23 protein-coding genes are annotated in these 25,584 nt (G+C 65.2%); 10 read left to right on the top strand and 13 right to left on the bottom strand.

Annotation, left to right across the window (positions count from 1 at the left end):
• Window positions 1–120 precede the first annotated feature (120 nt).
• The 3 genes from H290_RS0111520 to H290_RS0111510 all read right to left on the bottom strand — a co-directional run bounded on the left by H290_RS0111520 (window position 121) and on the right by H290_RS0111510 (window position 3,910).
• Entirely contained in the window at window positions 121–1,245 is a 1,125-nt protein-coding gene (locus tag H290_RS0111520) for a substrate-binding domain-containing protein (protein ID WP_020106958.1), read from the bottom strand.
• Window positions 1,246–1,323: 78 nt separating this feature from the next.
• Complete coding sequence (locus H290_RS0111515; RefSeq protein WP_155976803.1) at window positions 1,324–2,352, bottom strand: ABC transporter permease; 1,029 nt, start codon at window positions 2,350–2,352, stop codon at window positions 1,324–1,326.
• 31 nt (window positions 2,353–2,383) lie between these two features.
• On the bottom strand, window positions 2,384–3,910 hold the full coding sequence (locus tag H290_RS0111510) for a sugar ABC transporter ATP-binding protein (RefSeq protein WP_020106956.1): 1,527 nt from the start codon (window positions 3,908–3,910) through the stop codon (window positions 2,384–2,386).
• 262 nt (window positions 3,911–4,172) lie between these two features.
• Between H290_RS0111510 and H290_RS0111505 the strand changes: the two genes are divergently transcribed.
• On the top strand, window positions 4,173–4,694 hold the full coding sequence (locus H290_RS0111505) for a VOC family protein (RefSeq protein ID WP_020106955.1): 522 nt from the start codon (window positions 4,173–4,175) through the stop codon (window positions 4,692–4,694).
• A 4-nt stretch (window positions 4,695–4,698) separates the two neighbouring features.
• Here H290_RS0111505 and H290_RS0111500 read toward each other — a convergent pair whose 3' ends face one another.
• Both H290_RS0111500 and H290_RS0111495 read right to left on the bottom strand, forming a co-directional pair.
• Window positions 4,699–5,187 (bottom strand): nuclear transport factor 2 family protein, encoded by a 489-nt coding sequence (locus H290_RS0111500; protein ID WP_036518735.1) that lies wholly within the window; start codon window positions 5,185–5,187, stop codon window positions 4,699–4,701.
• Between the two features lie 33 nt (window positions 5,188–5,220).
• Window positions 5,221–6,699 (bottom strand): aldehyde dehydrogenase family protein, encoded by a 1,479-nt coding sequence (locus H290_RS0111495; RefSeq protein ID WP_020106953.1) that lies wholly within the window; start codon window positions 6,697–6,699, stop codon window positions 5,221–5,223.
• Window positions 6,700–6,900: 201 nt separating this feature from the next.
• Between H290_RS0111495 and H290_RS0111490 the strand changes: the two genes are divergently transcribed.
• The 3 genes from H290_RS0111490 to H290_RS0111480 are packed head-to-tail and all read left to right on the top strand — an operon-like array spanning window position 6,901 to window position 11,140.
• Window positions 6,901–7,524, top strand: coding sequence for a hypothetical protein (locus H290_RS0111490; RefSeq protein ID WP_020106952.1), 624 nt, complete (start codon window positions 6,901–6,903; stop codon window positions 7,522–7,524).
• A complete protein-coding gene (locus H290_RS0111485) occupies window positions 7,521–10,064 on the top strand; it encodes a putative PEP-binding protein (protein ID WP_020106951.1) in 2,544 nt (847 codons plus the stop codon). The genes H290_RS0111490 and H290_RS0111485 overlap by 4 nt, the downstream gene beginning before the upstream one ends.
• Window positions 10,065–10,069: 5 nt before the next feature.
• Entirely contained in the window at window positions 10,070–11,140 is a 1,071-nt protein-coding gene (locus tag H290_RS0111480; protein WP_051121973.1) for an acyl-CoA dehydrogenase family protein, read from the top strand.
• Window positions 11,141–11,234: 94 nt separating this feature from the next.
• Here H290_RS0111480 and H290_RS0111475 read toward each other — a convergent pair whose 3' ends face one another.
• The 6 genes from H290_RS0111475 to H290_RS0111450 are packed head-to-tail and all read right to left on the bottom strand — an operon-like array spanning window position 11,235 to window position 17,550.
• Window positions 11,235–12,485 carry an acyl-CoA dehydrogenase family protein gene (locus tag H290_RS0111475; protein WP_020106949.1) on the bottom strand — a complete coding sequence of 417 codons (1,251 nt, stop codon included), beginning with the start codon at window positions 12,483–12,485 and terminating at the stop codon, window positions 11,235–11,237.
• Window positions 12,486–12,501: 16 nt separating this feature from the next.
• Window positions 12,502–13,653 carry a thiolase family protein gene (locus tag H290_RS0111470; protein ID WP_020106948.1) on the bottom strand — a complete coding sequence of 384 codons (1,152 nt, stop codon included), beginning with the start codon at window positions 13,651–13,653 and terminating at the stop codon, window positions 12,502–12,504.
• Window positions 13,650–14,054, bottom strand: coding sequence for a Zn-ribbon domain-containing OB-fold protein (locus H290_RS0111465; RefSeq protein WP_020106947.1), 405 nt, complete (start codon window positions 14,052–14,054; stop codon window positions 13,650–13,652). The genes H290_RS0111470 and H290_RS0111465 overlap by 4 nt, the downstream gene beginning before the upstream one ends.
• Before the next feature lie 13 nt (window positions 14,055–14,067).
• Complete coding sequence (locus tag H290_RS0111460) at window positions 14,068–15,462, bottom strand: 2-oxo acid dehydrogenase subunit E2 (RefSeq protein WP_020106946.1); 1,395 nt, start codon at window positions 15,460–15,462, stop codon at window positions 14,068–14,070.
• A gap of 2 nt (window positions 15,463–15,464) precedes the next feature.
• The gene (locus H290_RS0111455; RefSeq protein WP_020106945.1) at window positions 15,465–16,487 is read right to left on the bottom strand and encodes an alpha-ketoacid dehydrogenase subunit beta; all 1,023 of its coding nucleotides are present in this window, start codon (window positions 16,485–16,487) and stop codon (window positions 15,465–15,467) included.
• A gap of 19 nt (window positions 16,488–16,506) precedes the next feature.
• Complete coding sequence (locus H290_RS0111450) at window positions 16,507–17,550, bottom strand: thiamine pyrophosphate-dependent dehydrogenase E1 component subunit alpha (RefSeq protein WP_231373559.1); 1,044 nt, start codon at window positions 17,548–17,550, stop codon at window positions 16,507–16,509.
• A 215-nt stretch (window positions 17,551–17,765) separates the two neighbouring features.
• Between H290_RS0111450 and H290_RS0111445 the strand changes: the two genes are divergently transcribed.
• From H290_RS0111445 to H290_RS0111425, 5 genes are all read left to right on the top strand, one after another.
• Complete coding sequence (locus H290_RS0111445) at window positions 17,766–19,307, top strand: AMP-binding protein (RefSeq protein ID WP_020106943.1); 1,542 nt, start codon at window positions 17,766–17,768, stop codon at window positions 19,305–19,307.
• 31 nt (window positions 19,308–19,338) lie between these two features.
• Complete coding sequence (locus tag H290_RS0111440) at window positions 19,339–19,938, top strand: histidine phosphatase family protein (RefSeq protein WP_020106942.1); 600 nt, start codon at window positions 19,339–19,341, stop codon at window positions 19,936–19,938.
• Window positions 19,935–20,564, top strand: coding sequence for a histidine phosphatase family protein (locus H290_RS0111435; protein ID WP_020106941.1), 630 nt, complete (start codon window positions 19,935–19,937; stop codon window positions 20,562–20,564). The genes H290_RS0111440 and H290_RS0111435 overlap by 4 nt, the downstream gene beginning before the upstream one ends.
• Window positions 20,565–20,668: 104 nt before the next feature.
• Window positions 20,669–20,803: a hypothetical protein gene (locus H290_RS31940; RefSeq protein ID WP_020106940.1), complete on the top strand. Its 135-nt coding sequence runs from the start codon at window positions 20,669–20,671 to the stop codon at window positions 20,801–20,803.
• 104 nt (window positions 20,804–20,907) lie between these two features.
• Complete coding sequence (locus H290_RS0111425; RefSeq protein WP_020106939.1) at window positions 20,908–21,702, top strand: maleylpyruvate isomerase family mycothiol-dependent enzyme; 795 nt, start codon at window positions 20,908–20,910, stop codon at window positions 21,700–21,702.
• A 112-nt stretch (window positions 21,703–21,814) separates the two neighbouring features.
• Here the strand turns inward: H290_RS0111425 and H290_RS0111420 are convergent, their stop codons facing one another.
• Entirely contained in the window at window positions 21,815–22,831 is a 1,017-nt protein-coding gene (locus H290_RS0111420) for an NADP-dependent oxidoreductase (protein ID WP_369758817.1), read from the bottom strand.
• Window positions 22,828–24,552 (bottom strand): PEP-utilizing enzyme, encoded by a 1,725-nt coding sequence (locus tag H290_RS0111415; protein WP_020106937.1) that lies wholly within the window; start codon window positions 24,550–24,552, stop codon window positions 22,828–22,830. Before H290_RS0111415 ends, H290_RS0111420 begins: the two co-directional genes overlap by 4 nt.
• A gap of 160 nt (window positions 24,553–24,712) precedes the next feature.
• Between H290_RS0111415 and H290_RS0111410 the strand changes: the two genes are divergently transcribed.
• Window positions 24,713–25,489, top strand: coding sequence for an SDR family NAD(P)-dependent oxidoreductase (locus tag H290_RS0111410; protein WP_020106936.1), 777 nt, complete (start codon window positions 24,713–24,715; stop codon window positions 25,487–25,489).
• Window positions 25,490–25,584: the final 95 nt, after the last annotated feature.

Raw genomic sequence — 25,584 nt, 5'->3', positions numbered from 1 at the left:
GCGTTGTGCTTGAGGAGCTTTCACTGGCAGATCCGATCTACGGTGTCAGGTCAGATGAACGGACACTGCCCGGGCGGTCACGCTCGGCCCGGGCAGTGTCGCGTCATACTCTGTTGTTCTCTACTTGAGCCACAGGGCCTTGAACTGGTCCTGGTAATCGGCCACACCGACGTAGTAGCCGGTGTCCTCGTCCAGCACCGCCGAGTCGATGTTGTCGGAGTTCAGCAGCTGCGTCGGCAGGAAGGCGGCATCGGCCGGCGCGAGGTCGTCGCCGTTGAAATGCCGGGCCAGCATGTCGAGGACACGCCATCCGAGGATCTGGACCGGGAACCCGACCCACACGCTGTTGTCGCCGTCCTTGAGTGCCTTCAGGTTGTCCGGGGTAGGCGTCTGACCGGCGAAGGTCACCTGATCCTGCAGTCCGGCCGCTCGAAGGGCCGCGTCCACACCGAGTACGAGGTCGCCGAACGAGAACACCACGTAGTTGATGTCGGGATCACGCTGCAGCGTACTGACGATGCTCTGCGGGGTCTTGGTTCCCAGATCGGTGACCTGCTGGTTGACGAGTTCGACCTTGCAGTCGGGGCACAGGGCCTTCATCTGCGCGGTGAAGGCGTCGGTGTACACGTTGAGGATCGGGTAGTCCGTGATGGTGATGACCGCGACGTTGGCGTCACCTTCGCTGTCGGCGACCACCTGGCTGGCGACCATCTTGCCCCACTCCTGAACCTGAGCGGTTCCGTCCAGAGACGTGGAGATGAGGCCGGGGATCGGTTCGTCACCGACACTGTCGGCGATCACCGCGATACCGGCGGCATCGGCCGCGTCGATCTGCTTTTTCAGCATCGAGACCGGCGTACCCGAGAAGTGAATGGCGTCCGGCTTCAACGCAATTGCCTGATCAAATGCCTTGGGTGCGGCTTCGGCATCGGTTCCCATCAGGATCCGCTGGTAGCGCCAGCCGAGCAGATCGGCGGCCTGCTGGATCGCATCGTTCTTCGCACTCGAGATGGGCTGCGGGGTTTCGATACTGATGACGTACTTGCCCTCGGCCGGGGCTTTGCTCAGCGGGGTGTCGAGGACGAGGTTGGTGGGCGCCGTCTCATATTGGTCCGCAACGGCTTGGGCACCGGATACGTCGGCCGCCTGACCGGTTCCACCGTCGTCCCCACTACTACATGCTGTCGCGAAGACGCTCGCGGACACAATGGCGACGATCGCCTTTGTCCAGGTGCTGGTTTTCACTGAATTTCCTTTCAGAGGTAGGCCATTCGGCCATGAAGGTGACGCTGGTGCCGTGGCCGGTGTGGCCGCGGCGCGAAGTCAGGCCCGCCGGGCCGTCCTGGCGGCGAGCGCCACGGCGATGATGAGGGCGAGACCATTGAAGAGGTCGTTGACATAACTCGGGGCGCCCGCCAGCTGCAGCCCCTTGACGCCGGTGGCGAGGAGGTAGATCGCGATGAGGGTGCCGAGCACGTTGACGCGGCCGGCGCGGATCTGGGTCGAACCGAGGAAGACGGCCGAGAATGCCGGGAGCAGGTAGGACGGACCGATGTCGGGTGCGGCGGTACCTAGCTTGGCGGCCAGGATCACCCCTGTCAGCGCTCCGATGGTCGCTGATGTGACCAAGGCGCCGAACATGATTCGCTCGACTCGGAGTCCGGCCAGACGGGACGCCTGACGGTTACCTCCGGTGGCGTAGAGATAGCGGCCCAGTGGTGTCTTCTCCAGTACCAGGTACATGACTGCAGCGACCGCGATCATGTAGTAGAACGGCAGCGGCAGACCGAGGAACGGCTTGCTTCCCATGTCGAGGAAACCGTCGCTGAATCCCTCGGTGATCTGCTTCCCGTCGGTCACCCAGTAGGTTCCGGCGAGCAGGATGCTGGACATACCCAGGGTGGCGATGAACGAGTCGACGTTGAGTTTGACCACCACGAAACCGTTGACCGCACCGATGAGGGCACCGCAGAGCAGCGTGGTGATGATCGCTATCGGGGCACTGATCCCTTTGGAGAGCTGATAGGAGACCATCGCCACGGAGAAGCCCATCACGCCGGCGATCGAGAGGTCGAAAACCCCTGCTGCCAAAGGCACGATGAGGCCGATGGCCAGCATCGCGGTGATGGCCTGATCTCCCGCGATGATGCGGAAGTTGCCCTCGGTCAGGAAGAGATCCGGAATCCAGATCGCGAACAGCACGATGATCGCGACCCACACGTACAGGCCGCTGAATCGATCGAGTCCGAAATTGATCTTGCGGCGCGTGGGCGCGTCTGGAACGGGGCCGCCACCACCCGGCGGTGGGCTCTTCGGCGGCATCGCCTTACCTTCGTGCGATTGCGTTGTCATGGTGATCCTTTCACGGATGCTCGGAAGGAGGTCACGCCTCGGCGCGAGCGGGCTTCTTCAGAGTCGAGGCGGTCAACCGATCAGGGTCGATCCGGGGACGGGAGAAATCGTCGACCACACGGCCGACCGACAGAACGATCACGCGGTCACACAGACGGGCCAGTTCCCCGTGATCGGTGGACACCACCAGTACCGCCGCGCCGGCCTGGGCGGCTTCGTCGACCAGCGTGTGGATATCGGCTTTCGCACCGATGTCGACGCCCTGGGTGGGCTCGTCGAGGAGCAGTACCCGTGGCTTGCGTCGCAGCCATCGCGCCAGCACGACCTTCTGCTGATTGCCGCCGCTCAGGGTGCCCAGATGCCGTTCGGTGTCGCCGGTCGGGCGAACGCCGAGACGCTCGAGCCACGTTGCGACGTCGGACTTTTCGCGCTTGACCCGCAGCATTCCACCCTTGGTGTAGGCCCACGGGTCGGCCACCGAGACATTCTCGCGCAGGGATGCCGAGGCAAAGGCGGCGTTGCTCAACCGTTCGGCGGGAACACAACCCATCCCGGCCGCCATCGCCAGGTCGGGGCGCCCGTTGCCGACCTCCTTGCCTTCGATGACAACCGTGCCGCCGCGTGTTTCGGCCCCGAACAGGGCCGGCACCATCTCTTCCCGTCCCGAACCGGTGATCCCGGCGATGCCGAGAACCTCACCCGCCCGGATCGTGAAGCTGAGGTCTTCCACCGCTCCGCAGGTCAGTCCGCTGACCTCGAGGACCGGTTCGCCGGTGAAGTCTGTGGTCTGCCCCTCGGGATCGGCGAGGAACTCGTCGACGCGTCGGCCGATCATCAGCTCGACGAGCCCGGGTTCGTCAAGTCCTTCGAGCTTGCGGGTGGTGACGACCTTGCCGTCCCGCATCACGGTCACCGAATCACACAACGAGAAGACCTCGTGAAGATGATGCGACACGAAGAGCACGGCGACACCACGATCACGGATCCTGCGGACCAGATCGAAGAGCCGAACTGCCTCGGCTGCAGGAAGATTGGCGGTGGGTTCGTCGAGGACGAGGACGTTGGCCTCACCGGCACGTCCCTGCACGGCCCGGGCTACGGCGAGCATCGTGCGCTCACTCATGGTGAGGTCGGAGGCGAGCTTCTTGAGGTTCAGGTCGAACCCCAGTTCGGCGAGCGCAGTTTTGGCCTGGGCCCGCTCGGCACGATTGTCGATGGTGCCGAAGGAAGTGGTCTTGTAACCGTGCCCGAGAGCCAGGTTGTCGACCACGTCCAGGCTGTCGACGAGGCCCAGCTCCTGATGGACGAATCGGAGGCCGGCAGCCTCGCCACTACCCGGGAGGCCGAGGTGCAGCTCGTGTCCGGCCACCTTGATCTCGGCACCTTCGTCCGGATCATGGTATCCGGCAAGAACTTTGATCAGCGTTGACTTCCCGCAACCATTTTGGCCGACCAGGCCCCGGATTTCGCCCGGCGCCAACAAGAGATCCACGTCGCTGAGGGCCCGCTGGCCGCCGAACGTCTTGGATAGACCGCTGATTGTGAGCGCATCTGTCATGAGTGCCTACCTACGTGAGGTGAGTTACTTGAACTGAACTTTTGTTACCTAGATCATACTGAACTATGTACATGGATATGTCCAGCGTTCGAGCAAGAATCATATTCTGCCGATTAACCTGCACTGTTAGTGCTGAGCGGGGAGCAAAATCTAATCGTTTCGATCATCCTGCTCCTGCGGACAGGCCTATCTATCTATAGTCACTTCAAAGTTAGCCAACAGCCGGTGACGGCCGGGCACCCCAACAGTGAGGACTGGTTCAGTGGTTGATTACGAACTCGGGAGCGTCGTCCAGATCGCCTACATGGTCGACGACGTGGCCTTGGCCGCGAAAGAGTTCTCATTCCGCACCGGGGCGGGCCCCTTCTTCGTCCGGCGTAACCCGGTGACAGACGCTCGTGGTCCGGGTGACACCGTCGGTGGTTTCGATCATTCCTCGGCCTACGGCCAATGGGGCCGCGTCCAAGTGGAACTGGTGCAGACCCACACCGCGCAGCCGGCGGAGTTCGCCGAGACGACGTTGGCACGCAATCGGATCCATCACGTCGCGATCATGGTTTCGTCGTTCGACGATCAGCAACGCCGCTATGCCGAGATGGGCTGGCCCGCCCTCCTGACGGCAACCACCCGCAACGGCAACAACTTTGCCTTCCACGACGCCCGTCCACAGCTCGGACACCTCGTGGAGATCTATGAACCACGGCCGACGATTCTGGCCCTCTACCGCAAGGTCGCCGACGCTGCCACGAACTGGGATCGCACCGACCCGGTTCGTGACATGTGAGCGCTCAGGCGGCGGCGAGCAATGCTGCCGCGCGTTCGCGCGCCATCGTGAGGACCTGCGGATTCCCGGAGTTCCAGAGAACTGTCAGCTGCTTGCGGCAGATCTTCCACTGACCATCCACCCGCACAACGGAATCGGTGTAGTACCCGCCGATGGTGAACATCGCGTCACCTGCCGTGTTCGGCAGGACGTGCTCGGCGCGCACGTAGGAGATGACCGTACCGCGGTCTCCGTCGACGGTGATGTCGAGGTTCGACAGGAAGTGTTGCGACGCAGTCAGTCCGGGAAAGAGCATCCGGCCGCGCTGCACCCAGTCGTCCGCCTTGAACGGGCCTGCGTTGCCCGGCCGATAGCTGCTGTAGTCGATCTCGATCTCGTCGGTGAACACCGACCGGTAGAGCTCCCAATCGCGAAGGTCGATACCGCGTGCGAAACGCGCCATCAGTCCGGTGATCTCACGATGTGCGGTGTTCAGGTCTGCGTCACTGGTCATCGGCATATCACTTTCGTCGTCGGTTCTGGGGTGTCACGAGGGAAGCTGGAGGGAGATCGTCTCGAAGTACTCGTCGAGTCCGTCCGGACCCAGCTCGCGGCCGATCCCTGACTTCTTCATCCCACCGAACGGTGCCAACGGATTGAACCGGCCACCATTGATCGAGACCTGACCCGTCCGCAGCCGGCGCGCGATCGCGATCGCCGCCTCGTCATCGGCCGCGAAGACCCCGCCCGAGAGCCCATAGTCGGAATCGTTGGCGATGCTGACCGCTTCGTCGACACCCTCATAGGTGAGGACGGCCAGGACCGGACCGAAGACCTCTTCACGCGCGATCGCCGCGTTGTTGTCGATACGGCTCACCACCGTGGGCCGCACGAAGAATCCGGTCTGCAACCGCTCGTCCAGGTCGGCCGGTTCTCCGGGACCACCGACGAGGAAGTGCGCCTTCGCCGGCACCTCGGAGAGGAGCCGCTGCACAGTCTGCTGTTGCTCGCGCGATGCCATCGGCCCGATGTCGACCGCCTCGTCCAGTGGATCCCCGACCCGTTGAGATCCCACCAGTTCGACCAGCTTCGCCTCGACCTGCTCAAGCCGGTCGACCGGGACGAGCAGCCGGGTGGTGGCGGCACAGGTTTGCCCGTTGTTGATGTAGCAACTCCGGACCGCCGCCGTGACCGCCGCGTCGACATCGGCGTCCGGCGCAACGATGAAGGCCGACTTGCCGCCGAGTTCGAGGGTCACTTTCTTGATGTCGGCTGCAGCTACCTGCCCGACGCGGGCGCCGGCGGACGTCGAACCGGTCAAACTGACGAGGTCGACATCCGGATGTCCGGCCAGTCGCTCCCCGACCCGGCCACCGGCCCCGGTGACGACGTTGAGCACGCCCGGGGGCAGGCCCAACTCGTCGGCGATCTCGGCAACCACGAATGCGGCAAGGGGCGCAACACTGCTCGGCTTCACGACGGTGGTGCAGCCGGCAGCGATCGCCGGCGCGACCTTGGCCGCGAGCTGGTACAGCGGATAGTTCCAGGGCGTGATCGCCCCGACGACACCGATCCCGACCTTGAGGATCAGCGAGTTACCTCGACGTTCCTCCAGCGGCGTCTGTTCGAGAATGTCGGCCATCGAGCGGAAGATCGTGACACCCAGCCCGACCTGGACGCTGCGCGAACGCGCGATCGGGGTGCCGACCTCGCGGGCCATCATCTCGGCGAGTTCAGTCTCGCGGTCGACCAGCCCGTCGGCGATCTGCCTCAGCACGGCGACGCGGTCGGCGACTGCCGAGTTCGACCACTCACCGAAGGCCGCCCGGGCCGCCGCCACGGCGTTGTCGACGTCGTCTTCCGTGCCTGCAGGCACCGTCGCGAGCAGTTCACCGGTCGCCGCTTCGACGACGCTGATCCGTTCATCGCCCGAGGACGGGACCCATTTGCCACCGATGTAGAACTCGTGCCGATCGTCCATCCGAGGACTCGCTTTCTCTGCCTGTTCGCCCCGAGTGGCGGCCATCACACATACCCTAGCCAACTTAGACGAGTCTGTGTCAAGTAACTAGCACGTTTCAATTCTGTACATATTTCTGATGGCTTTCTTGACATCCACTACTATTTGGGTAGGTTATGAGCACCGTCACAGTCAGGCCCGGTGGCGCGCGTCCGTCACCTGCCAACCAGTCCCCGACCGGGACCCGAACCGTTTTCAGGAGCACCCATGAACGACCTCGCGACCAACACGCCCGCACCAACCGCTTCGAGTGAACTGGTCGATCTCGTGGTCAAGGGAATGGTCCGTGGGCCGATCAGTCCGGAGCTGCAGATGGTCATCGATTCCGGTGACGCGATCGCCAAGGGTCCGATGGTGATGCCCACCCCGGCCGGCAAGGCCACTGCGGGCGAGCTGGTCCGGCTCCCCCAAGGTGGCGAGGAAGAACAGGTCGTCACCGACTTCCTGCACGCCTTCCTGCCCGTCAACCGCCGTCTGCGCGAACTCTGCACGGCCTGGCAGTGCCGCCCCGACGGTTCGCCCAACGACCACTCCGACCCGCAGTACGACGCGGGGATCCGGGATCAACTCGACGACATCCACACCGCGGTCTCGAAGATGCTGCGCCGGGCGGGCAAGCAGTCCGCACCGCTGCTCGACTACCGCGACCGCCTCGGTGTCGCCCTCGAGCGCTTCGACGGCGGTGACACCGCGTCGCTGACCTCACCCCTCACCGATGGCTACCACACGGTGTGGATGTGGCTGCACCAGCACGTCCTGATGATGCTGGGTGTCAGCCGCGCCGAGGACGAGGCCCTCGAAGAGAAGCTCGTCCAGGGCAGCGCCGAATGACACTGTTCGACAACTCCCTTCACACCGCGACCAGGGTGGCCGTACCCTACGGCCAGGGCCGCGCCCGCGGTCTGGGCGCCGATGTTCTCGGCGTCCACGGCGTAGAGATGGACAATCTGGTCGCACTCGGACTCCCGGTCGTACCCGGACTGACGGTCCCGATCGGCTCCGGTACCGGGCTCCAGAATCGGGAGACCGCCAACACCGCGATCGACCTGCTCGAGAAGCTCGCGGTCCGTGGGATCTGGCCCGCCGTGCGCACCGGGCGTCGCCCCATGCTCATGCACTTGCGTTGCAGCGCACCGGTTCCGGTCTCCGCACTACCCCCGGCCATCTCGGTCATCGGCCTGTCCAGCCGGAACATCGACGCGCTCGTCGAGGTCATCGGCCGCGACCGCGACATCTACGACTCGTGGGCCGCCAACCTCCGCTTCGTCGCCGAGGGCGCGCTGGACGTCGACGTCGATGATCTGGATGATCTCGACGACGACCACCCCGACAGCCGGACGCGGGTTCCCGCGCTCCTCGAACTCATCGAGAACACCACCGGTGCACCCTTCCCCGCCGATCCGGCAGAACAACTCGGGTTGGCCGCCAAGGCCATGCTCGCCCGCTGGGCTTCGCCGCGCGGACAGCGGGTACGCAAGGCACTGTCGCTGCCCGACGATCTCGGCATCGCTCTGCACGTTCGGGCGCTACGACTCGGGTCGTGGAACGAGTCCGGATACGGCTCGGCGATCAGCCGCGATCTCGAGACCGGAAAGTACGCACCCCACGGTGTCTTCCATCTCGGTGTCCGTCGCGCCGACCCGAATCCGGGCCCCGGTGAGTCGCTCGGGCACACCCCCGGCGGCGTCGCGATCCTCGACCAGATCTTCGCGACGCTCGAACCCCACCTGCGTGGCGTCGCGGAGATCGAGTTCGAGGTCCGCGACCGTCAACTCGCCCTGCTCAGCGCCGGTGCCCTCGAACATCCGGGGCCACGGGCGGTCACCAACCTCGCCGTCGATCTCGCGAACGCGAACTCGATCGACCGGAGCGAGGCGGTGCGCATGCTCGAACCCGACCTCATGCAGGATCTTCTCCACGCCCAACTGAAACTCACCGGCGGTGAACAGCTCCTGGCCCGCGGGCTGCCGGCTTCGCCCGGTGCCGCGACCGGCGAGATCGCGTTGTCCAGTGAGCGCGCACTGCAGCTTGCCGCCCAGGGCAAAGACGTCATCCTGGTCGCCTCCGAAACCAGTCCGGCCGATGTCCCGGCACTGATGGCGGCCACCGCGGTCGTCACCTCCAACGGCGGGCTCGCCTCGCATGCCGCCGTGGTGGCCCGCGGTGCCGGACGACCCGCGGTGTGCGGTGCCACGACGCTGCGTATCGACGCCGGAGCCGGAACGGTCTCCGCCGACGGCACCACACTGGCCGAAGGTGACACGGTGTCGGTCAACGGCCGCACCGGAGACATCTACTGCGGCACCGTCTCCATCCGTCCCGCCGAACCCTCCGCGGAACTCGAGGTACTGCTGGGCTGGGCCGACGAGATCCGGCAGCTACGGGTCCGCACCAATGCCGACAACGCCGAAGACGCCGCCACCGCATTTCGACTCGGCGCCGAGGGAATCGGTCTGTGCCGCACCGAACATCAGTTCCTCGGGCCGCAGCTACCTCTGGTACAGCGGCTGGTTCTCGCCGAATCCGAGGCCGAGGAGATCGAGGCGATCGCGGCGTTGACCGCCGCCCAGCAGAGCGACTTCACCGACCTGTTGCGCGTCGTCGGGGATCGGCCGATCACCGTTCGGCTCCTCGACGCGCCGCTGCACGAATTCCTGCCCTCCGACGGTGAATACCGGGACGCGGCGCAGGCCGAAAGAGCCGCGGCCACACACGAATCCAACCCGATGCTCGGTCTGCGAGGAGTTCGCTACGCGATGGTGCAGCAGCGGCTGTATCCCGCGCAGGCCGAGGCGCTGTTCCGGGCGTGGGTGACAGTGCGCGCCGAAGGCCTGACGCCGGTACTCGAGGTCATGATCCCGTTGGTCTCGCTACCCGGCGAACTCGAAAAGGCCATCGAGCAGGTCCATCAGGCGGCCGAGGTCGTCGCGACCGATACCGGGGTCCAGGTCCCGTATCTCGTGGGCAGCATGGTCGAAACCCCGCGCGCGGCACTTCTCGCCGAATCTCTCGTCGAGCACGCACAGTTCATGTCGTTCGGGACCAACGACCTCACGCAGCTGACCTACGGGTTCTCCCGCGACGACGTCGAGAAGACGATGCTCGTGCACTACCTGGAGCACGGCCTGCTCACGGACAGTCCATTCGCGGTCCTCGACAGAGACGGGGTGGGCGCGCTCGTCTCGATGGCCGCGCGCGCCGCTCGTGCGGCCCGGCCCGGCGTCAAACTCGGAGTCTGCGGCGAGCACGGCGGCGACCCGGCGTCCATCTCCTTCCTGAACAAGGTTGGCCTGGACTATGTCTCGTGCTCCCCACGCCGCGTTCCCGTCGCCCGACTGGCAGCGGCCCACGCCGCCCTCGAAGAAGAGTGAACTCGATGAGTACCGAACTGGACGACCTGCGGGCAGCCGTACACGCCGCGGCCACCGAACTCGGCGGTCCGGACCTGTGTCGTCGCCTCGACCCGAACGGTTCCGGATGGGACGAGCCCGCGTGGTCGGTCCTGGCCGAACAGATCGGCGTCAGTGCGATCGGGCTCCCCGAATCCGTCGGCGGCATCGGTGGTTTGGCCGAACTGGTTGTCGTTGCCGAGGAACTCGGCGCGGCGTTGCTGCCGGTGCCGTTCCTGTCGTCGGTACTCGCCGGCCAGGTACTCATCCGGGTCAACGATGCCGAAGATGTGCTGACGAGCATTGCCGAAGGGGAACCTGCCGCGTTTGCCGGCCTGAATCGCCAGGGCTGGTGGTCACCGGACGACACCCTGTTCACCGCAACGAAGTCAGATGATCGATGGCTGCTCGACGGCCACGCGCCGTCGGTTGTCGGTGCCGAGGCCTGCCCCTGGATCGTCGTCGTCGCAGATACCGAGTCCGGGCCCGACGTCTTCGTCGTCGAGGCACCGCACGACGGAGTCCTGATCTCCCCGCTGGAAACCCTCGATCTGTCGCGCGCCCAGGCATCGGTCACCCTGTCGAAGGCATCGGGTCGACGCCTGACGACGGGTGGAACAGCTTCCGCCGCAGTCCTTCCCGCACTCGATGTCGCCTGTATAGTGCTGGCGGCAGAGCAACTCGGTGGAGCCCAGGCGAGCCTCGACAACACCGTCGCCTACGTCAAGGAACGCCGCCAGTTCGGACGGGAGATCGGCAGCTTCCAGGCCGTCAAACACACCCTCGCCGACCTGCTGGTGCTCGTCGAGTCGAGTCGCTCCGCCATCACCCGGGCCGTCGATGCGGATGACCTGACCGAGGCGAGTGCAGTTGCCCGCGCCTGGTGCTCGGACGCCTACCGCACGGTCACCGCCGAAGCCGTCCAACTCCACGGCGGAATCGGGTTCACCTGGGAACACAACTGCCACCTGTACTTTCGCCGGGCCCGGGCCGACGCCCAACTTCTCGGCGGCTCAGCGATGCATCGCGAACGCCTAGCTGCCGCTCTCGCCTGGTAACCCGCCCCTACGCACAAAACCACACGCTCCAGTCATAACCAGCAGTTGCAACACCTGGTTTTGACTGGAGCGTGTGGTTTTGTGCGTCTGCCGATCAGCGCTTGTCGCGCTGCGACCACGGCTGATCGCGGTTCTCGCGGGGTTCCGGCGGGAGACCGAGGACCCGCTCACCGATGATGTTGCGCTGGATCTGGTCGGTGCCACCGGCGAGGCGGTAACCCGGACTACCCAGAAGATGCTCGGTCCACGCGAACTGATCGTGATCGATGTCCGCAGTGATGTTGTTGCCCAGCAGATCTGCCGCGATCTCACCGATTCGCCCCAGGACGTCCGACGCCATCAACTTGCCGACCGACGCCGCCGGACCCGGCGACTTCCCGGCTGCGGCGGCCCGGGCAACCCGATCGGCGGTCGCTGCCCGTAGCTCGGAACGGATGTAGACGTCGGCGATGTTCTGACGCACCAACGGATCGTCGGCCATGCCGAGGGACTGCGCGAGTTCGACGAGTTCGGCGACCGAGCCGCCCTTCTTCCGGGTGACCGAACCCGACGCGGTGCGCTCGAAAGCCAGTGTGGCGTTCGCGACCTTCCACCCCTGCCCGACCTCACCGAGACGCATGCTGTCCGAGACCCGCACGTTCTGGAGGAATACCTCGTTGAACGAGCTGCCACCACTCATCTGGCGGATGGGCCGGATCTCCACGCCCGGTGCGTCCAGTGAGATCAGAAATGCTGTGATCCCTTTGTGTTTCGGCAGATCCGGATCGGTGCGTGCCAGCAGCATGCCCAGATCGGCGAACCGCGCACCCGACGACCACACCTTCTGTCCGTTGAACACCCATTCGTTGCCCTCGCGGACACCCCGGCAGCTCAGCGCCGCCAGATCGGAGCCGGCGCCGGGTTCGCTGAAGAGCTGACACGCCAGCAGGTCGGTCCGCAGCAGCGGATTCGCGTAGGCGATGCGCTGTTCCTCGGTGCCGAACATGGCCACGGCAGGTCCGACCAGACCTGTTGTGACGCTGATCAGTTCGGTCGACGGCGGGACCTCGAAGTCTCGCTCGGCCTGTGCGATGGCGGATGCGAACGACGCCGGCAGCCCCCGCCCACCGTGCTCGACTGCCAGGGTGACCGCGCCGTAGCCGGCATCAAAACGCCGTCGCCGATAGTCGCGCACCGCGTTCAGCAATTGCAACTCGTCCTCATCGGACAGATTTCGGAAGACCGCGAGGTCGGGTTTGTCGCGTGAGGACTGCGCCGATCGCGGTGCGAACATGGACGACAGCCAGGCACGTACCTCCTCGGCGAAGTTCGAGAGTTCCGGTACCTGATCGAGTGTTCTTGTCACTGTATGCCTTTCGTGATCACGCTGTCAGGACTGTGCAGGCGGACAGCCCCGGCGCACCGTAGACATGGGTGAAGCCGACAACCGGTCCACCCGGGACCTGATTGCCCTCGGCCCGGCCTTGCAATTGCCGGACCACTTCATGGACCTGCCGGAGGCCGGAGGCCCCGATGGGTTCGCCGCCGGCCAGGCATCCACCGTCGGTGTTGATCGGCAGGCTGCCGTCGTGGTGGGTGGCACCGGACGCCAGCAACTTTCCCTGCTCGCCGTGCGCACACAACCCGGTTTCGGCCATGTGGATGATCTCCGAGCCGGAGTCGGTGTCCTGCAACTGGGCGACCTGCACATCGGCCGGAGCAACGCCGGCACCGGCGAAGGCTGCCGCGGCCGCGTCGATGCTCGGACTGTGGACGGGGTCGGTGTGTAGCCAGGGCGAGAAGACCTCGAACGAACCGAACCGACGCGTCCGGACCTCGACCGCTGCGAGCCGGATCGGCTTGTCGCACATGTCGTATGCGCGATCACCGCGGGCCAGGATCAAACCGACCCCACCTTCTCCCGGTGAGCAGAACATGTACTGGGTGAGCGGATCGTTCACCGGCGCCGATGCGAGCACCTGTTCGGCCGTCAACGGTTTACGTCGCCAGGCCATCGGATGCGCTGCGCCGTTAGCGAATGCGCGTTCGGACACCGCGGCCAGTGCGTGTTCGTCGAGTCCGTGTTCGTGGAAATAGCGTCTGGTCTTCATCGCGAAATACTGTGTGGTGACCATCATCCCGGTGCGGGCATACCACTGGCCGAGACCGTAGGCCGCGGGATCGGTGCCGAAGGCACCCCGTGGATGCTTGTCGAATCCGACCACCGCCACCACATTCGCCCGCCGCGACGTCAACATGTCGGTGGCCGTCGACAGCGCGACTCCTCCGGTGGCGCATCCGTTCTTGACTGTGGTGAACGGAATTCCGGTCAGACCGAGGCGCGACACAAGCGAATCGGGTTTGCCCGAGACGTTGCTGCCACCGACGGCGGCGTCCACGTCGGACCAGCCGATCCCGGCATCGGCCAACGCGGCCCGCAGAGCGTGTTCGCCCATGTCCATACCGGAGACACCGTCGTGCCGCCCGAAGGCATGCATTCCGGCGCCGACCACGTAGATGTCGGACGCGCTCATGGGGCCACCCTCTCGAAGGCGAAGGTGAATTCGGTGTCGTTCACCGGGATCAACCGCAACTCGACCTGATCTCCGATCGCCACCGCACCCACGATGCGTGACTCGACGAGCACCGAACCCAGGTCGATGTACCCGACCACAAAGGGCTCGAATCCCGACGCCGGCTTCTCATACGGCGGTTTGGGGGCGAACGACTGTGTCGTCCAGGTCCAGACCGTGCCGCGAGTCGGCAGCGCTTGGAGCGCCACATTCTCACCGGCACAGCCCGGACACCGTGCCGTCGCGGGAAAGACCACCACATCGCAATCCGCGCAGCCACTTCCCGCCAGGGCCGGAGGATCCAGCTGGGCGAAGAGTTCGTCGTCGACCGGTTTGCCATTCACGACGGCACTGTTCGTCACGATCCGCTCCTCGTCACCCGGCCAGCAGGCTCAGCGGTCGAGCCAGAACACCACGCAGGGTGCGCAGGTACTCCGCGGCCGGAGCCCCGTCGACGGCCCGATGATCGAACGTCAGACTCAGTGTGAGGACCTGGGTTTTGACCGGAGTCTCACCCTCCCATCGGAATCCGTCCTTAACCCGCCCGACACCGAGAATCGCGACATTGCCGGGATTGATGACGGGTGTGAAGAAGTCGACACCGTAGGCGCCGAGCGTGCTCACCGAGAACGTCGCGCCTTCCATGTCTGCCAGAGCCAGCTTTCCGGTTCGGGCGGCGGTGGCCAGTGCTGCTGTCGCACTGCCGATCCCGGACACAGACAGCTCGTCCGCCCCGCGCACGACCGGCACCACCAGACCGTTCTCGACCGCGACGGCCACACCGACATTGATCTCCTCGAAGAGGACGATCTTGTCGTCGGTGATGCCCGCGTTGAGCAACGGGTGCTCGCGAAGTGCCATCGCAGCGGCCTTCACGATGAAGTCGTTGAGACTCGGCGCCTTCGAACCGGACTGCGCGGCTTCGGCCTTGAGCTGTTCGCGTACTGCGACCAGCGCGGTCACGTCGGCTTCGTACCCGTGGGTGAGTTGAGCCATCGTCTGCAGGCTGTCGACCATGTTGCGGGCGATCGCACCGCGCATGCCCGTCAGTGGGATCACGTCGCCGGGTTGCGGTCCGGCCACGAGGGCCGGCGTGGAGGACGGCTTCGCTGCTGCCGGTGCGCTTGACGAGCCGGCCGCCTTCTCGACATCCGACTTCGTGATGCGGCCACCGACTCCGGTGCCGGTGATGTGCGAGAGGTCGACACCGAGCTCGGCCGCGCGACGGCGGACGATCGGTCCGACGAATTGTCCGGCGACCTCGCCGGACACGGTGCTTGCCGGCGCCGGGACGGCAGCGGGAGCTGCGGCCACGAACTCTTCGACATCTTCGGAGACGATCCGGCCGCCGGGACCCGACCCGCGAACGGCCGAAAGGTCGACGTTCGCTGCTGCCGCGACGCGGCGGGCATTCGGTGACGACTTGATGCGAGACCCGTCGTCGGGGCCTCCCACGACCTGGGCCACCGGCGCGGCCGTCTCGACAACCGTCTCCTCTGCAGCCGCCGGAGCAGCGCCCTCGGGAGTCGATTCACCTTCGGCGAGCAGCCAGCCGATGAGTGCCCCCACGGGGAGGACCTCTCCGGTCTGGGCCACGGTGGCGAGAATGCCTTCGCCTTCTGCCTCCACGTCGACGTCGACCTTGTCGGTCTCCAACCGCAGCAAGGTGTCGCCGAGAGCGATGTGCTGGCCAGAACTGGCCACCCACTCCCCGATGACACCCTCCTGCATCGTGAGCCCCAACTTCGGCAGCACGATCTGCTGAGCCACGATCAGTTCCTTTCGAGCAGTCGGCGCGCTCCGGCCACGATGCGATCCGCGTCGGGGACATACGCCTTCTCCAGTGGCGTGCTGAAGGGCACCGGGGTGAACGGCGCACCGATGCGCAGGACCGGGGCATCGAGGTAGTCGAACGCCTCTTCCTGGATCTGGGCTGCGACCTCGGCGCCGATGCCCCCGAACGTCACGGCTTCGTGCACGACGAGGATGCGGTTGGTCTTGGACGCCGACTTCACGATGGCCTCGGTGTCGAGGGGCTGGACCGAGCGGGGGTCGACGACCTCGACGGACACTCCGGATTGCTCGAGGATGTCGGCGGCCTTGAGTGCCTCGGCGACCATGCGGCCGAACGCGACGATGGTGACGTCGTCACCTTCACGCGGGATCGCGGCCTTACCGATCGGGATCTCGTAGATCTCTTCGGGCACCTCAGCGCGTGCGCCGAGCAGCACCTTGTTGAGCATGAAGATGACCGGGTTGTCGTCGCGCACCGCGGCCACCATCAGGCCCTTGGCGTCATAGGCGTTGGACGGCATGACCACCTTGAGACCAGGGGTATGCGCCAGCCAGGTCTCCAGGCTCTGGGAGTGCTGCGCACCGGCGCTCACGCCCGCGCCGTAGGCGACGGCGATGACCATCGGGACCTTGACCTCGCCGCCGTACATGAATTTCATCTTGGCGGCCTGATTGACCACCTGGTCGAGAGCGACCGCGAGGAAGTCCATGAACATGATGTCGACGATCGGGCGCAGTCCGCGGGCGGCGGCACCGACTCCGAGACCGATGAGTCCCATCTCGGCGATCGGGGTGTCGACCGCCCGGCGGGGACCGAACTCGTCGAGGATCCCGTCGTACATGTGGAAGACACCGCCGTAGCCGGCAACGTCCTCACCGATGATGAAGACGTTGTCGTCCTCACGCATCACCTGTGCGACGGCTTCGTTGTAGGCCTTGACGTAGGTGGTCTGGCGGGCTGCGGGTGCCTTTTCGGCTGCCAATTCGGTTGCAGTAGACATAGTTTGAGCTCTCTCGGGTTCAGTCGCTGTAGACGTTGAGGGCGAAGTCGGCCAGGTCTGGGAACGGGCTGTTCTCGGCAAAGGCCACAGATTCGGCGATGTCGGCATCGACCTCGGCCCAGATCGCCGCGAACTCGGACTCCGTGACGATGCCCTCGGACACCGCGCGCGCTTCGAGCAGTTTGATCGCGTCCCGGTCTTTCCAGGCTTCGACCTCTTCCTCGGTGCGGTACGTCTTGCGCAACCCCTTCACACCCTGGTGGTCGTAGTAGCGATAGGTCTTGGCCTCGACGAGCGACGGTCCGCCACCAGTGCGGGCACGCTCGACGGCGCGTCCCACGGCCGCGCGCACCGCGATCGCGTCCATGCCGTCGCAGATCTCACTCGGGAAGCCATATGCCGGAGCACGATCGGCGACGTTCTCGAGTTTCATGTGATTGCGCAGCGCGGTGAACTCGGCGTAGCCGTTGTTCTCACAGACGAAAACCACCGGAAGGTTCAGGATTCCGGCAATGTTCGCGGCCTCGTGAAATGCGCCGATGTTGCTGGCACCGTCACCGAAGAACGGGATGGCCACCGTGTCCTCGTCGCGGTATTTCGCGGCGAACGCAGCACCGACCGCGATCGGGATACCGCCGCCGACGATGCCGTTGGCACCGAGCATGCCGATCGACAGGTCGTTGATGTGCATCGATCCGCCACGCCCTTTGCAGTACCCGTCGACGCGGCCGAAGAGTTCGGCGAACATCTGCCGGAACTGGGCGCCCTTGGCGACGGCGTGTCCGTGCCCTCGGTGGGTGGAGGAGATCTGATCGGTATCGCGCAGGTTGCTCATCGCGCCGGCGGCCACCGCTTCCTGGCCGACATAGAGATGCAGGAAGCCGGGAAGCTTGCCGCCCTCCATCAGACGCCCTGCCTCGGTCTCGAACTGCCGGATCCGCACCATGCGTCGATGCAGATCGAGTAGTACGTCCTTGCTCGGTGTCGGATCGTTGGAGCCGATCGGTTCCGAGACGGAGTCCGCCGGGGCCGCCGACGTTGCGTTGGTCGCGGTCGAAGTCACCACGAACACCTCTTCTCTGGTCTGGGCAAGGCAGCGACGGAGATCGACTGACTTTGTTGATTTGTTCTTCAGTATGGACCACAACAGTAGCCCAATGTAAGTAGAATCACTATAAAGTTACTAAACAATTGACCCAAGCTTGCTGTGTTACTTGACTTGATGTCCAGTAAATCGCACGATAGGGCTCTACGTGGACACTTTGGAGGACTGAGCCGATGCTCGACCGCATTCGAGACCGTGCAACGGTCGACCCCACCGGCGTCGCCCTCGTGGACGACCACACCACCATGACCTGGGGTGATGTCGTAAATACTCTCGATGCCCTCGGTCAGAGCCTGCTGGCACTCGCCGCCGATCCCGATGAACGCGTGGCAGTGGTCGGCGAGAACTCGATCGAAACCCTCCTCGCCCACACGGCCGCCATCGCCCGCGGCGTCGGGACGGTCGCCGTCTCCCGCCAGCTGAAGGCCGACGAGATGGCCGACCAGTTACTCGACTCCAGGTCCGTCGCGATTGTGACAGGGCCCGCAGGCCTGGACGCTGCCCGAGCCGCCGCCCAGAAGGCCGGATTACGCGCGGTCATCGCCCACAACACTGACGGCACGGCCGACGTGACGCCGTGGTCGCAGATCGTCGCTCCCGGCGCTCCGGCCGGACCCCCACCGACCGAGCGACCCGCACGACCTCCGCTGGTCTACACCTCCGGTACCACCGGGCGGGCGCGGGGCACCGAGGTCCGCTGGTTGCCCGGTCAGTCGGATAGCGCCGACGATTTCGCCGCCCGGGTCGCCGCCCGCTCCGGCTATCCCACCGGAACGCACCTGGTGGTGGGTCCGTTGCAGCACAACGGGCCACTGACCTCCATCCGGCATCTGCTGTCCGGTCAGCCCGTGGTGGTCCTCGGTCGTTTCGACGCCGAGCGTGTCCTCGCGCTCATCGAGGAGTACGCCGTCACGTCCACTCTGATGGTGCCGACGCATTTCCAGCGGCTCCTGGCACTTCCGGATGAGGTGCGTGGCAGGTACAGCGTCACGAGTCTGCAGTATGTGGCGCACACCGGCTCGGCCTGCCCGCCGGACGTCAAGCGGGCGATGATCGACTGGTTCGGTCCGGTCCTGATCGAGTCATACGGTGGCAGCGAGATCGGTACCGTCTGCAAGATCGACTCGACGGAATGGCTCGCGCATCCCCGGTCTGTCGGACGCGCGGTACCGCCCTTCGAGGCGATCGTCGTCGGCAGCGACGGCACCGAGCTCGAACGCGGCAATGTGGGTGTTCTCGGGTTCCGGACACCACCCGACCGCAGCGTCGTCTACCACTCGGATCCCGAGAAGACCGCTTCCGCATACATTCTCCCCGGTGTCGCCACACTCGGCGATGTCGGATACGTCGACGAGGACGGCTACGTCTTCATCACCGACCGGATCGCCGACATGGTGGTGTCCGGTGGCGTCAACCTCTATCCCGCCGAGAGCGAGCGAGTGCTGTCGACCCATCCCGGCGTCGCCGAGGTCGCGGTCATCGGCGTGCCCGATGCCGATCTCGGCGAAGCCCTACTCGCCCTGGTGGTTCCCGCTCCCGGTGGCACCCTCGACATCGACGATCTCGCCGCATTCGCGAAGCAGTCGATGGCGTCGTACAAATGCCCGAAGAAGTACGTCGTGGTCGATGAACTGACCCGCAACGTCATGGGCAAGCTCGACAAGAAGGCTTTGCGGGCTCCGTATTGGAGCACCGACCGCACCATCGCCGGCTGAAGTCCGGCACCCGCCCCCCTGAAAGGCACACATGATCGAGGTCCTGTTCGTTCGGCACGGCCAGCCCGTCTCGGGGGTGCGTAATCCGGAGTTGGCGCCCGAGGGCATCGCGGACGCCGAGAAGCTCGCCACCTGGTTGCGTCATGAGCACATCGACGCCATCGTCGCGAGTCCCCTGGCAAGGGCTCTGCAAACCGCCGAAACCATTGCCGCCGGCCTTGATCGGGAGGTCGATCTCGTTCTCGAGGACCTCCGCGAATGGGACGACGACATCAGCCCGGAAGACTACGTGGCCCTGGAGGACATGGGTCCCGACGATCCCAGACTGCGTGCTGTGATCGATGGTCGTTTCGAGGACTATGTGCCGGCCCTCAACCTCCCCAAGTTCCGGGCGCGGGCACGGTCGGCATTCGAGCAGATCATCGACAAGTACGGTTCCGGCCGCATCGTTGCGGTCGCCCATGGTGGAATCATCAATGCCACCATCGCCGACGTCCTCGAGATGCCGAAGACGTTCTGGCACAACCCCGCCTACACGTCGGTGGCCCGGCTGCGGCGGCTCGATTCGGGTGTGACCATCGTCGACTGCATCAACGACACCGCCCACCTGCGCGGCACGGTGTTCGCATGACGGAATTGGTCGATGCGCGAGCGGTGTCGACCGATGACACCGTCGCCGCCGCGACCACCATCATCCTGGTGCGGCACGGACTGCCCGCCGCCTCCGGCGTCGCCGATCCAGGTCTCGGGGACGAGGGCATCGAACAGGCTCGACGACTGGGTGAATGGCTCCGGAATGAACCTGTGGCACAGGTTGTCTCGAGTCACTACAGCCGCGCGTATGAAACGGCACTGTACGCCGCCGGGCCGCACGGACTCGACGTTGTCGTGGACAAACGGCTACGCGAATGGGACAGCGACCGCACCACATACGCCACACCGGAGGCCATCGCCGACACTCCTCGCGGACGAGCATTCGCCGAGGGCCGGTACGACGAATTCATCCCGGACTACGACAAAGTCGCCGCCGCCGAGCGCATGCGCGCCGCGGTCCTGGAAGCGGCTGCACGTAAACCCGGAGAACTCACGGTGATCGCCTCACACGGCGGCGTGATCAACACTCTGCTCACCGACATCCTGCAGGCGCCATCTCCATTCTTCTTCAACCCCGGCTACACATCGATGAGTCGTATCGCCGTGCTGCGGTCCGGGCGATGTGTCATCCAATCAGTGAACGAGACCGCGCACCTGCGGTGATCCCCCCACCACCCGCGCCACCGCCGAGCGTGCCCAAATCACCGCCCGCACCACCGTCGAGCGTGCCCAAATCACCGCCGAGCGTGCCGAACCAACCATCGAGTGTGCCAAAACTGCTCGGATTATCGATCTTTGGCACGGTCGGCGGCGATATTGGCACGGTCGGCGGCGTTTTGGGCACGGTCGGCGGTGGTTTCGGCACGGTCGGCGGGTTTTTCGGCACGGTCGGCGGCAGGTAATGGTTGGGATCAGTTACTTGACAGTCATACCTGTTTGGTGGTTGACTTCCATTAACTGAGGCGCAGATCACACAGTTCGCGCCGGTGATTCGAGGGATCTCTCCATGAGCAAAGCCGGACTGACCGCAAGTCGCATTCTCGCCGACAGGTATTCGACCGTGGTACGGAGCCTTACACCTGATGAGTGGGAGGCTCCGAGCCGCTGTGCCGGCTGGTCCGTGAAAGACCTTGTCGCTCACACCGGTTCCAACTTCAAGGTCATGGTTGAGCCCCCGGAGGAAGACCCCTCCGTCCCTCCGCCCACGACCGCCGAGGAGCTCCAGAATCGACTCGTCGACGTGCGCCGCGACTGGACACCCACCCAGGTCGCAGACGAGTTCCTGGCCAGTGTCGACGGCGCGATGGGTGTACTCGACGCACTGCAGCAGGACGAACTGGCATCGACGCCGATGACGCTCACCGACCTGGGAACCTATCAGTCACATCAACTTTCGGATGCCTTCGCCTTCGACATGTGGTGCCACATGTATGTCGACCTCCTCGGCCCGGAAGCGCCGGTGACCCGCGAGGTACCCGATCCCGAGGACGATCTGGTCCGCATCGCAGTGGACTGGATGTGGTCGGGCCTGCCACAGATGTGCAAGCCCGTGAGCGGCGTACTCGACCGTCCGCTCGGCGTGCGACTGACTGGCGCCGGCAGTGGCGAGTGGACGTTGAAGCCGGGCTCAGACCTCCTGGTCGTCGAACCCGGGTTGTCCATCGCCGACACCGTGATCACCTCAGCGGCAACAGATTTTGTCCTCTGGGGCACCACGCGATCACCGTGGCGCGAGCATGTCACAGTCGAGGGTGACACCGCCTACGCCGAGACCGTGCTCGACACCGTCGACATCGTCTGACGCGCGTCACTGCGCCCGCCGCAGCAAAATTCGCTCCACCTCCCTGCATGTGATCCTGTTGCAACTGGATCGAACGCAGGGAGGTGGAGCGAATTTGCCGGAGGGGCCGGTCTCAGCCGAGACCGACCAGCATCTTGCCGACGTTGCCGCCACGGAGCATGGACAGGAAGGCGTCGACCGCGTTGTCGAGGCCGTCGTAGATCGTCGATTCGGCCACCAGCTCACCGGCGTCAAGCCAGCCGGCGACCCGGTCTTCGAACTCGGGGCGCAGGTCCTCGTGGTCCCGAACGATGAACCCCCGGATGGTGATCCGCTTCAGGATGGCGTTCATCAGATGATCGATCGGCGGACTGTCCGGGCCGCCGTTGGAGATCATGCCGCACAGGGCGATGCGTCCACGCAATCGCAACGCCGTCAGTGCTGCCACCAGGTGGTCGCCGCCGACATTGTCGAAATAGAGATCGATTCCGTCGGGTGCCGCCTCGCGAAGACCGGCCCCGATGGGCTGGGCGCGATAGTCGATACCCGCGTCGAAGCCGAGGCGCCCGGTCAACAGCGACGCCTTCTCCGCCCCTCCGGCGCTGCCGATCACCCGCGAAGCGCCGAGAAGTTTCGCGAACTGGCCGGCCGTACTGCCCACGGCTCCGGCGGCCGCGGACACAAAAACCTCGTCGCCGCTGCGTAATTCACCCGCACGTACCAGCCCGCAGTAGGCCGTGAACCCGGTTTGGCCGAGCACGCCGAGCCAGTGGTGCAAGTCGATTCCGCGGGGGTCGATCACGGTGGCCGCGGCGGTGTCGACCACCGCATGTTCGCGCCAGCCGAGTCGATGCCTGACGTATGACCCGGCAGGTACCTCCCTGTTGCCCTCAACGACCACACCCAGCGCGGACCCGTCGAGCGGCGCGTCCACCTGAAAATTGGTGGTGTAGTGCATTTCTGAAGTGCCCAGGCGTCCACGCATCGACGGATCAACGCTCATGAACAAATTGCGGACGAGAAGCTGCCCGCTGGTCCGCTCGGGAATCGCCAGGTCCCGGACCTCGAAATGCTCGGGACCGGGATCGCCGTCTGCAGGACGCTCGGACAGGAAGACCGCCCGCGTCGTGGTCATCACGCCGCTACTCAAGGCAGTTCCAGGATCGTGACCGTGCCCTTGGACCCGTCGACCTCGACGAGCGCGCCGTTCGGGATACGCCGCGTGGCCGCCTGAACACCGGCAGCACAAGCGATTCCGAGCTCACGGCTGACGATCATGGCATGCGAGCCCATCGCACCGACATCGGTGATCGCGCCACCGGAGACCATGAACAGCGGTGTCCACGACGGATCGGTTTGCGGCGCCACGAGAATCTCGCCGACCTCGAACTCGTCCAGCGCTGCCATCGAGGTGATCACGCGCGTGCGCCCACGCGTGATGCCCGGCGATGCACCTGAACCCTGCAACACATCGCCCACCTTGACGGCGTCGACCGCGGTCTGACCCTTGCGGCCCAGCGACGACAGCGGCGGCAGCGGTTCCCGTGCGTCGAGGAAGGTCGGCAGTTCGAGTCCGAACAACCCTTCCCATTCCTTGTGGCGCTCGGCCAGCGTGACCTTCATCGACTCCGGGGCGCTGGCCAGCGCGTCGAGTTCGTCATCCACGGCCATGAACACGTGGTCGGCCGATTCGAGATGACCGTCCGCATGCAACCGGCGGCCGAGTTCGACAAGTGGGACCCGGGCCTCGTGGATCACCTTGATGCAGTTGGTCTTGGCCCGCTCGCGCCACGCCGCGAACCGGCGGGCCGATGCCAATGCTGCGGTGAGGGTGGCCTGCCCCTCGGCGTCGTCACCCACGATGGCAACCGCCTGCGCCATCGCGGCCTCGGTGGCCGCGGCATGGTCGGAGAGTCGCGCCCCTGGTGAGGCCGCATCGTCCTGTAGCCGGAGACGGTCGATGAGCCCGTATACGAGCTCGGGCTGGGTCTCCCACGACACCGATCCGAGATCCCATTCGTTGGGTCCCCGGTAGCCGAAGTCGAGGATGAACTGATCGAACGTGTCGTCGAATTTGGGATCGACTCCCGCGATCCGGTCTCCGACACCCTTCACACCGGCGTCGAATGCGGCCATCAGCTTCTCGTCGGCCCGCACCATCCGGCCGAGTTCCCACAATGCGTAGGACGGCAACGCCGAGTCCACATCGCCGGCCGCACCCACGAGGGTGACGATCAAGTCCTGGTGCTCGGCGCCGAGCAGCTGGCCGAGAACCGCCGGGCCGACCGCGGCGCAGTTGGTGGCAACGACCTCGCCGCGCCACGCGACCCGCTCGAGCGGCATCACCGAGCGGGCCCGCGCGACGAGCGCGGCCGGGGTCAGCGAGCGCAGGTCGGGCCGCTCGGTGCGCAACCGGTCGGCGAGGGTGCGGTCTTCTTCGAGTTCGGGGAAGGTCTCGGTCGACAGCGCCCAGGCGTTGCGCGATTCCAGCCGACGACTGGCATCGGCGTTCTCGTCTTCCGGGTGTCCGACATAGGCCGGAATGTTCGGGTCGCCGCCGTACCAGAGCTGGTCGACGAGTTCGACCGGGATCCCGCCGCGGATGCCGACCAGGCGCGACATGGACAGGTTGATGTAGAGGTGTCCGTAGAAGATGCCGGACGACGCCGCCACGTCGGGCTTCTCCGCGAGGGAGTAGCTACCGAGGCTGGCGTAACCGAAGTTCCATCCCGGAAGGATGTTCTGGATCCAGCCGAGATCGGCGCCCAGGGGCGTGATCGGGTCCGACAGGACATCGCTCGCATTGAGCCGTGTGTAGACGGGGAGACGGTCGCTCGGATCGGTGTCGACCAACCAACGCTGTTCGGACATTTGTGTTTCTCGTCTCTGCTCTCACCGATCGCGCCGCGATGGGTAGTTTCTTTATTCGGACTTGACTAGTGTGTGACATGTGACACTCTACATGCAAGACTGTAGTCGATCACAAGTTACTTGTCTGTGGTCCAGCCTGAAATCGTAGAGGAGAACTTCGATGAAACTGCAAGACAAGGTTGTTGCCATCACAGGCGGCACCCAGGGAATCGGTCGCGGCATCGCCGAGGCGGCTTTGGCAGAAGGCGCGAAGGTGTCTCTCAACGGTCGGTCAAAGGAGAAGGGCGATAAAGCTCTGGCCGAATTCGGTGTCGGTGACCGCGCCGCGTTCTTTGCCGGTGACGTGACCGTGCAGGCCGATGTCGAAGACTTCATCGAGCAGACCGTGGCCAAGTTCGGCCGGATCGACGTACTGGTCAACAATGCCGGTGGCGCAAAGGATCTCCAGCCCACCGTCAACCTGACGGACGAGGAATGGACTCTGGTCATGAACTGGAATCTCAACTCGAATTTCTGGGCCACTCGACGCGCCTTGCAGCACATGCTGCCGAACAAATACGGCCGGATCATCAACATCTCCTCGGTGGAGGGCAAGCACGGCAAGCCGGTGTTCACCGCCTACGTGGCCGCCAAGCACGCGATCAACGGGATGACGAAGTCCATCGCCCGCGAGGTGGGTACCGAGGGCATCACCGTCAACTCCATCTGCCCAGGCCTGGTGATCACGGACATCATCAAGGACAACGGCCCCGACACCGCGAAGGCGATGGGGATGTCGTTCGAGGAGATGGTGGCACTGTTCGCCGAGGAGTCCGCCCTCAAACGCCCCAACACCGTCGAGGAAGTCGCCGCCATGGCGATGCTGCTCGCCTCGGACGCCGGCGCCGGTATCACCGGTGCGCTGATCAGCGTCGACGGCGGCACCGCCTCGTACTGATGCTCGCTCGCCGGTTTCGACCGGCGGGCAAAGAAGAAGGTGGTTCACCGGTCGACCCCTCCAAGGACCGGTGGACCACCTTTTCAGTTCAGGTG

Origin of the sequence: Nocardia sp. 348MFTsu5.1, from assembly GCF_000383535.1 — a bacterium.
Lineage (GTDB): Bacteria > Actinomycetota > Actinomycetes > Mycobacteriales > Mycobacteriaceae > Williamsia > Williamsia faeni.
The sequence above is the reverse complement of the archived record's forward strand: the minus strand, read 5'-3'. Positions and strand labels throughout refer to the sequence as shown.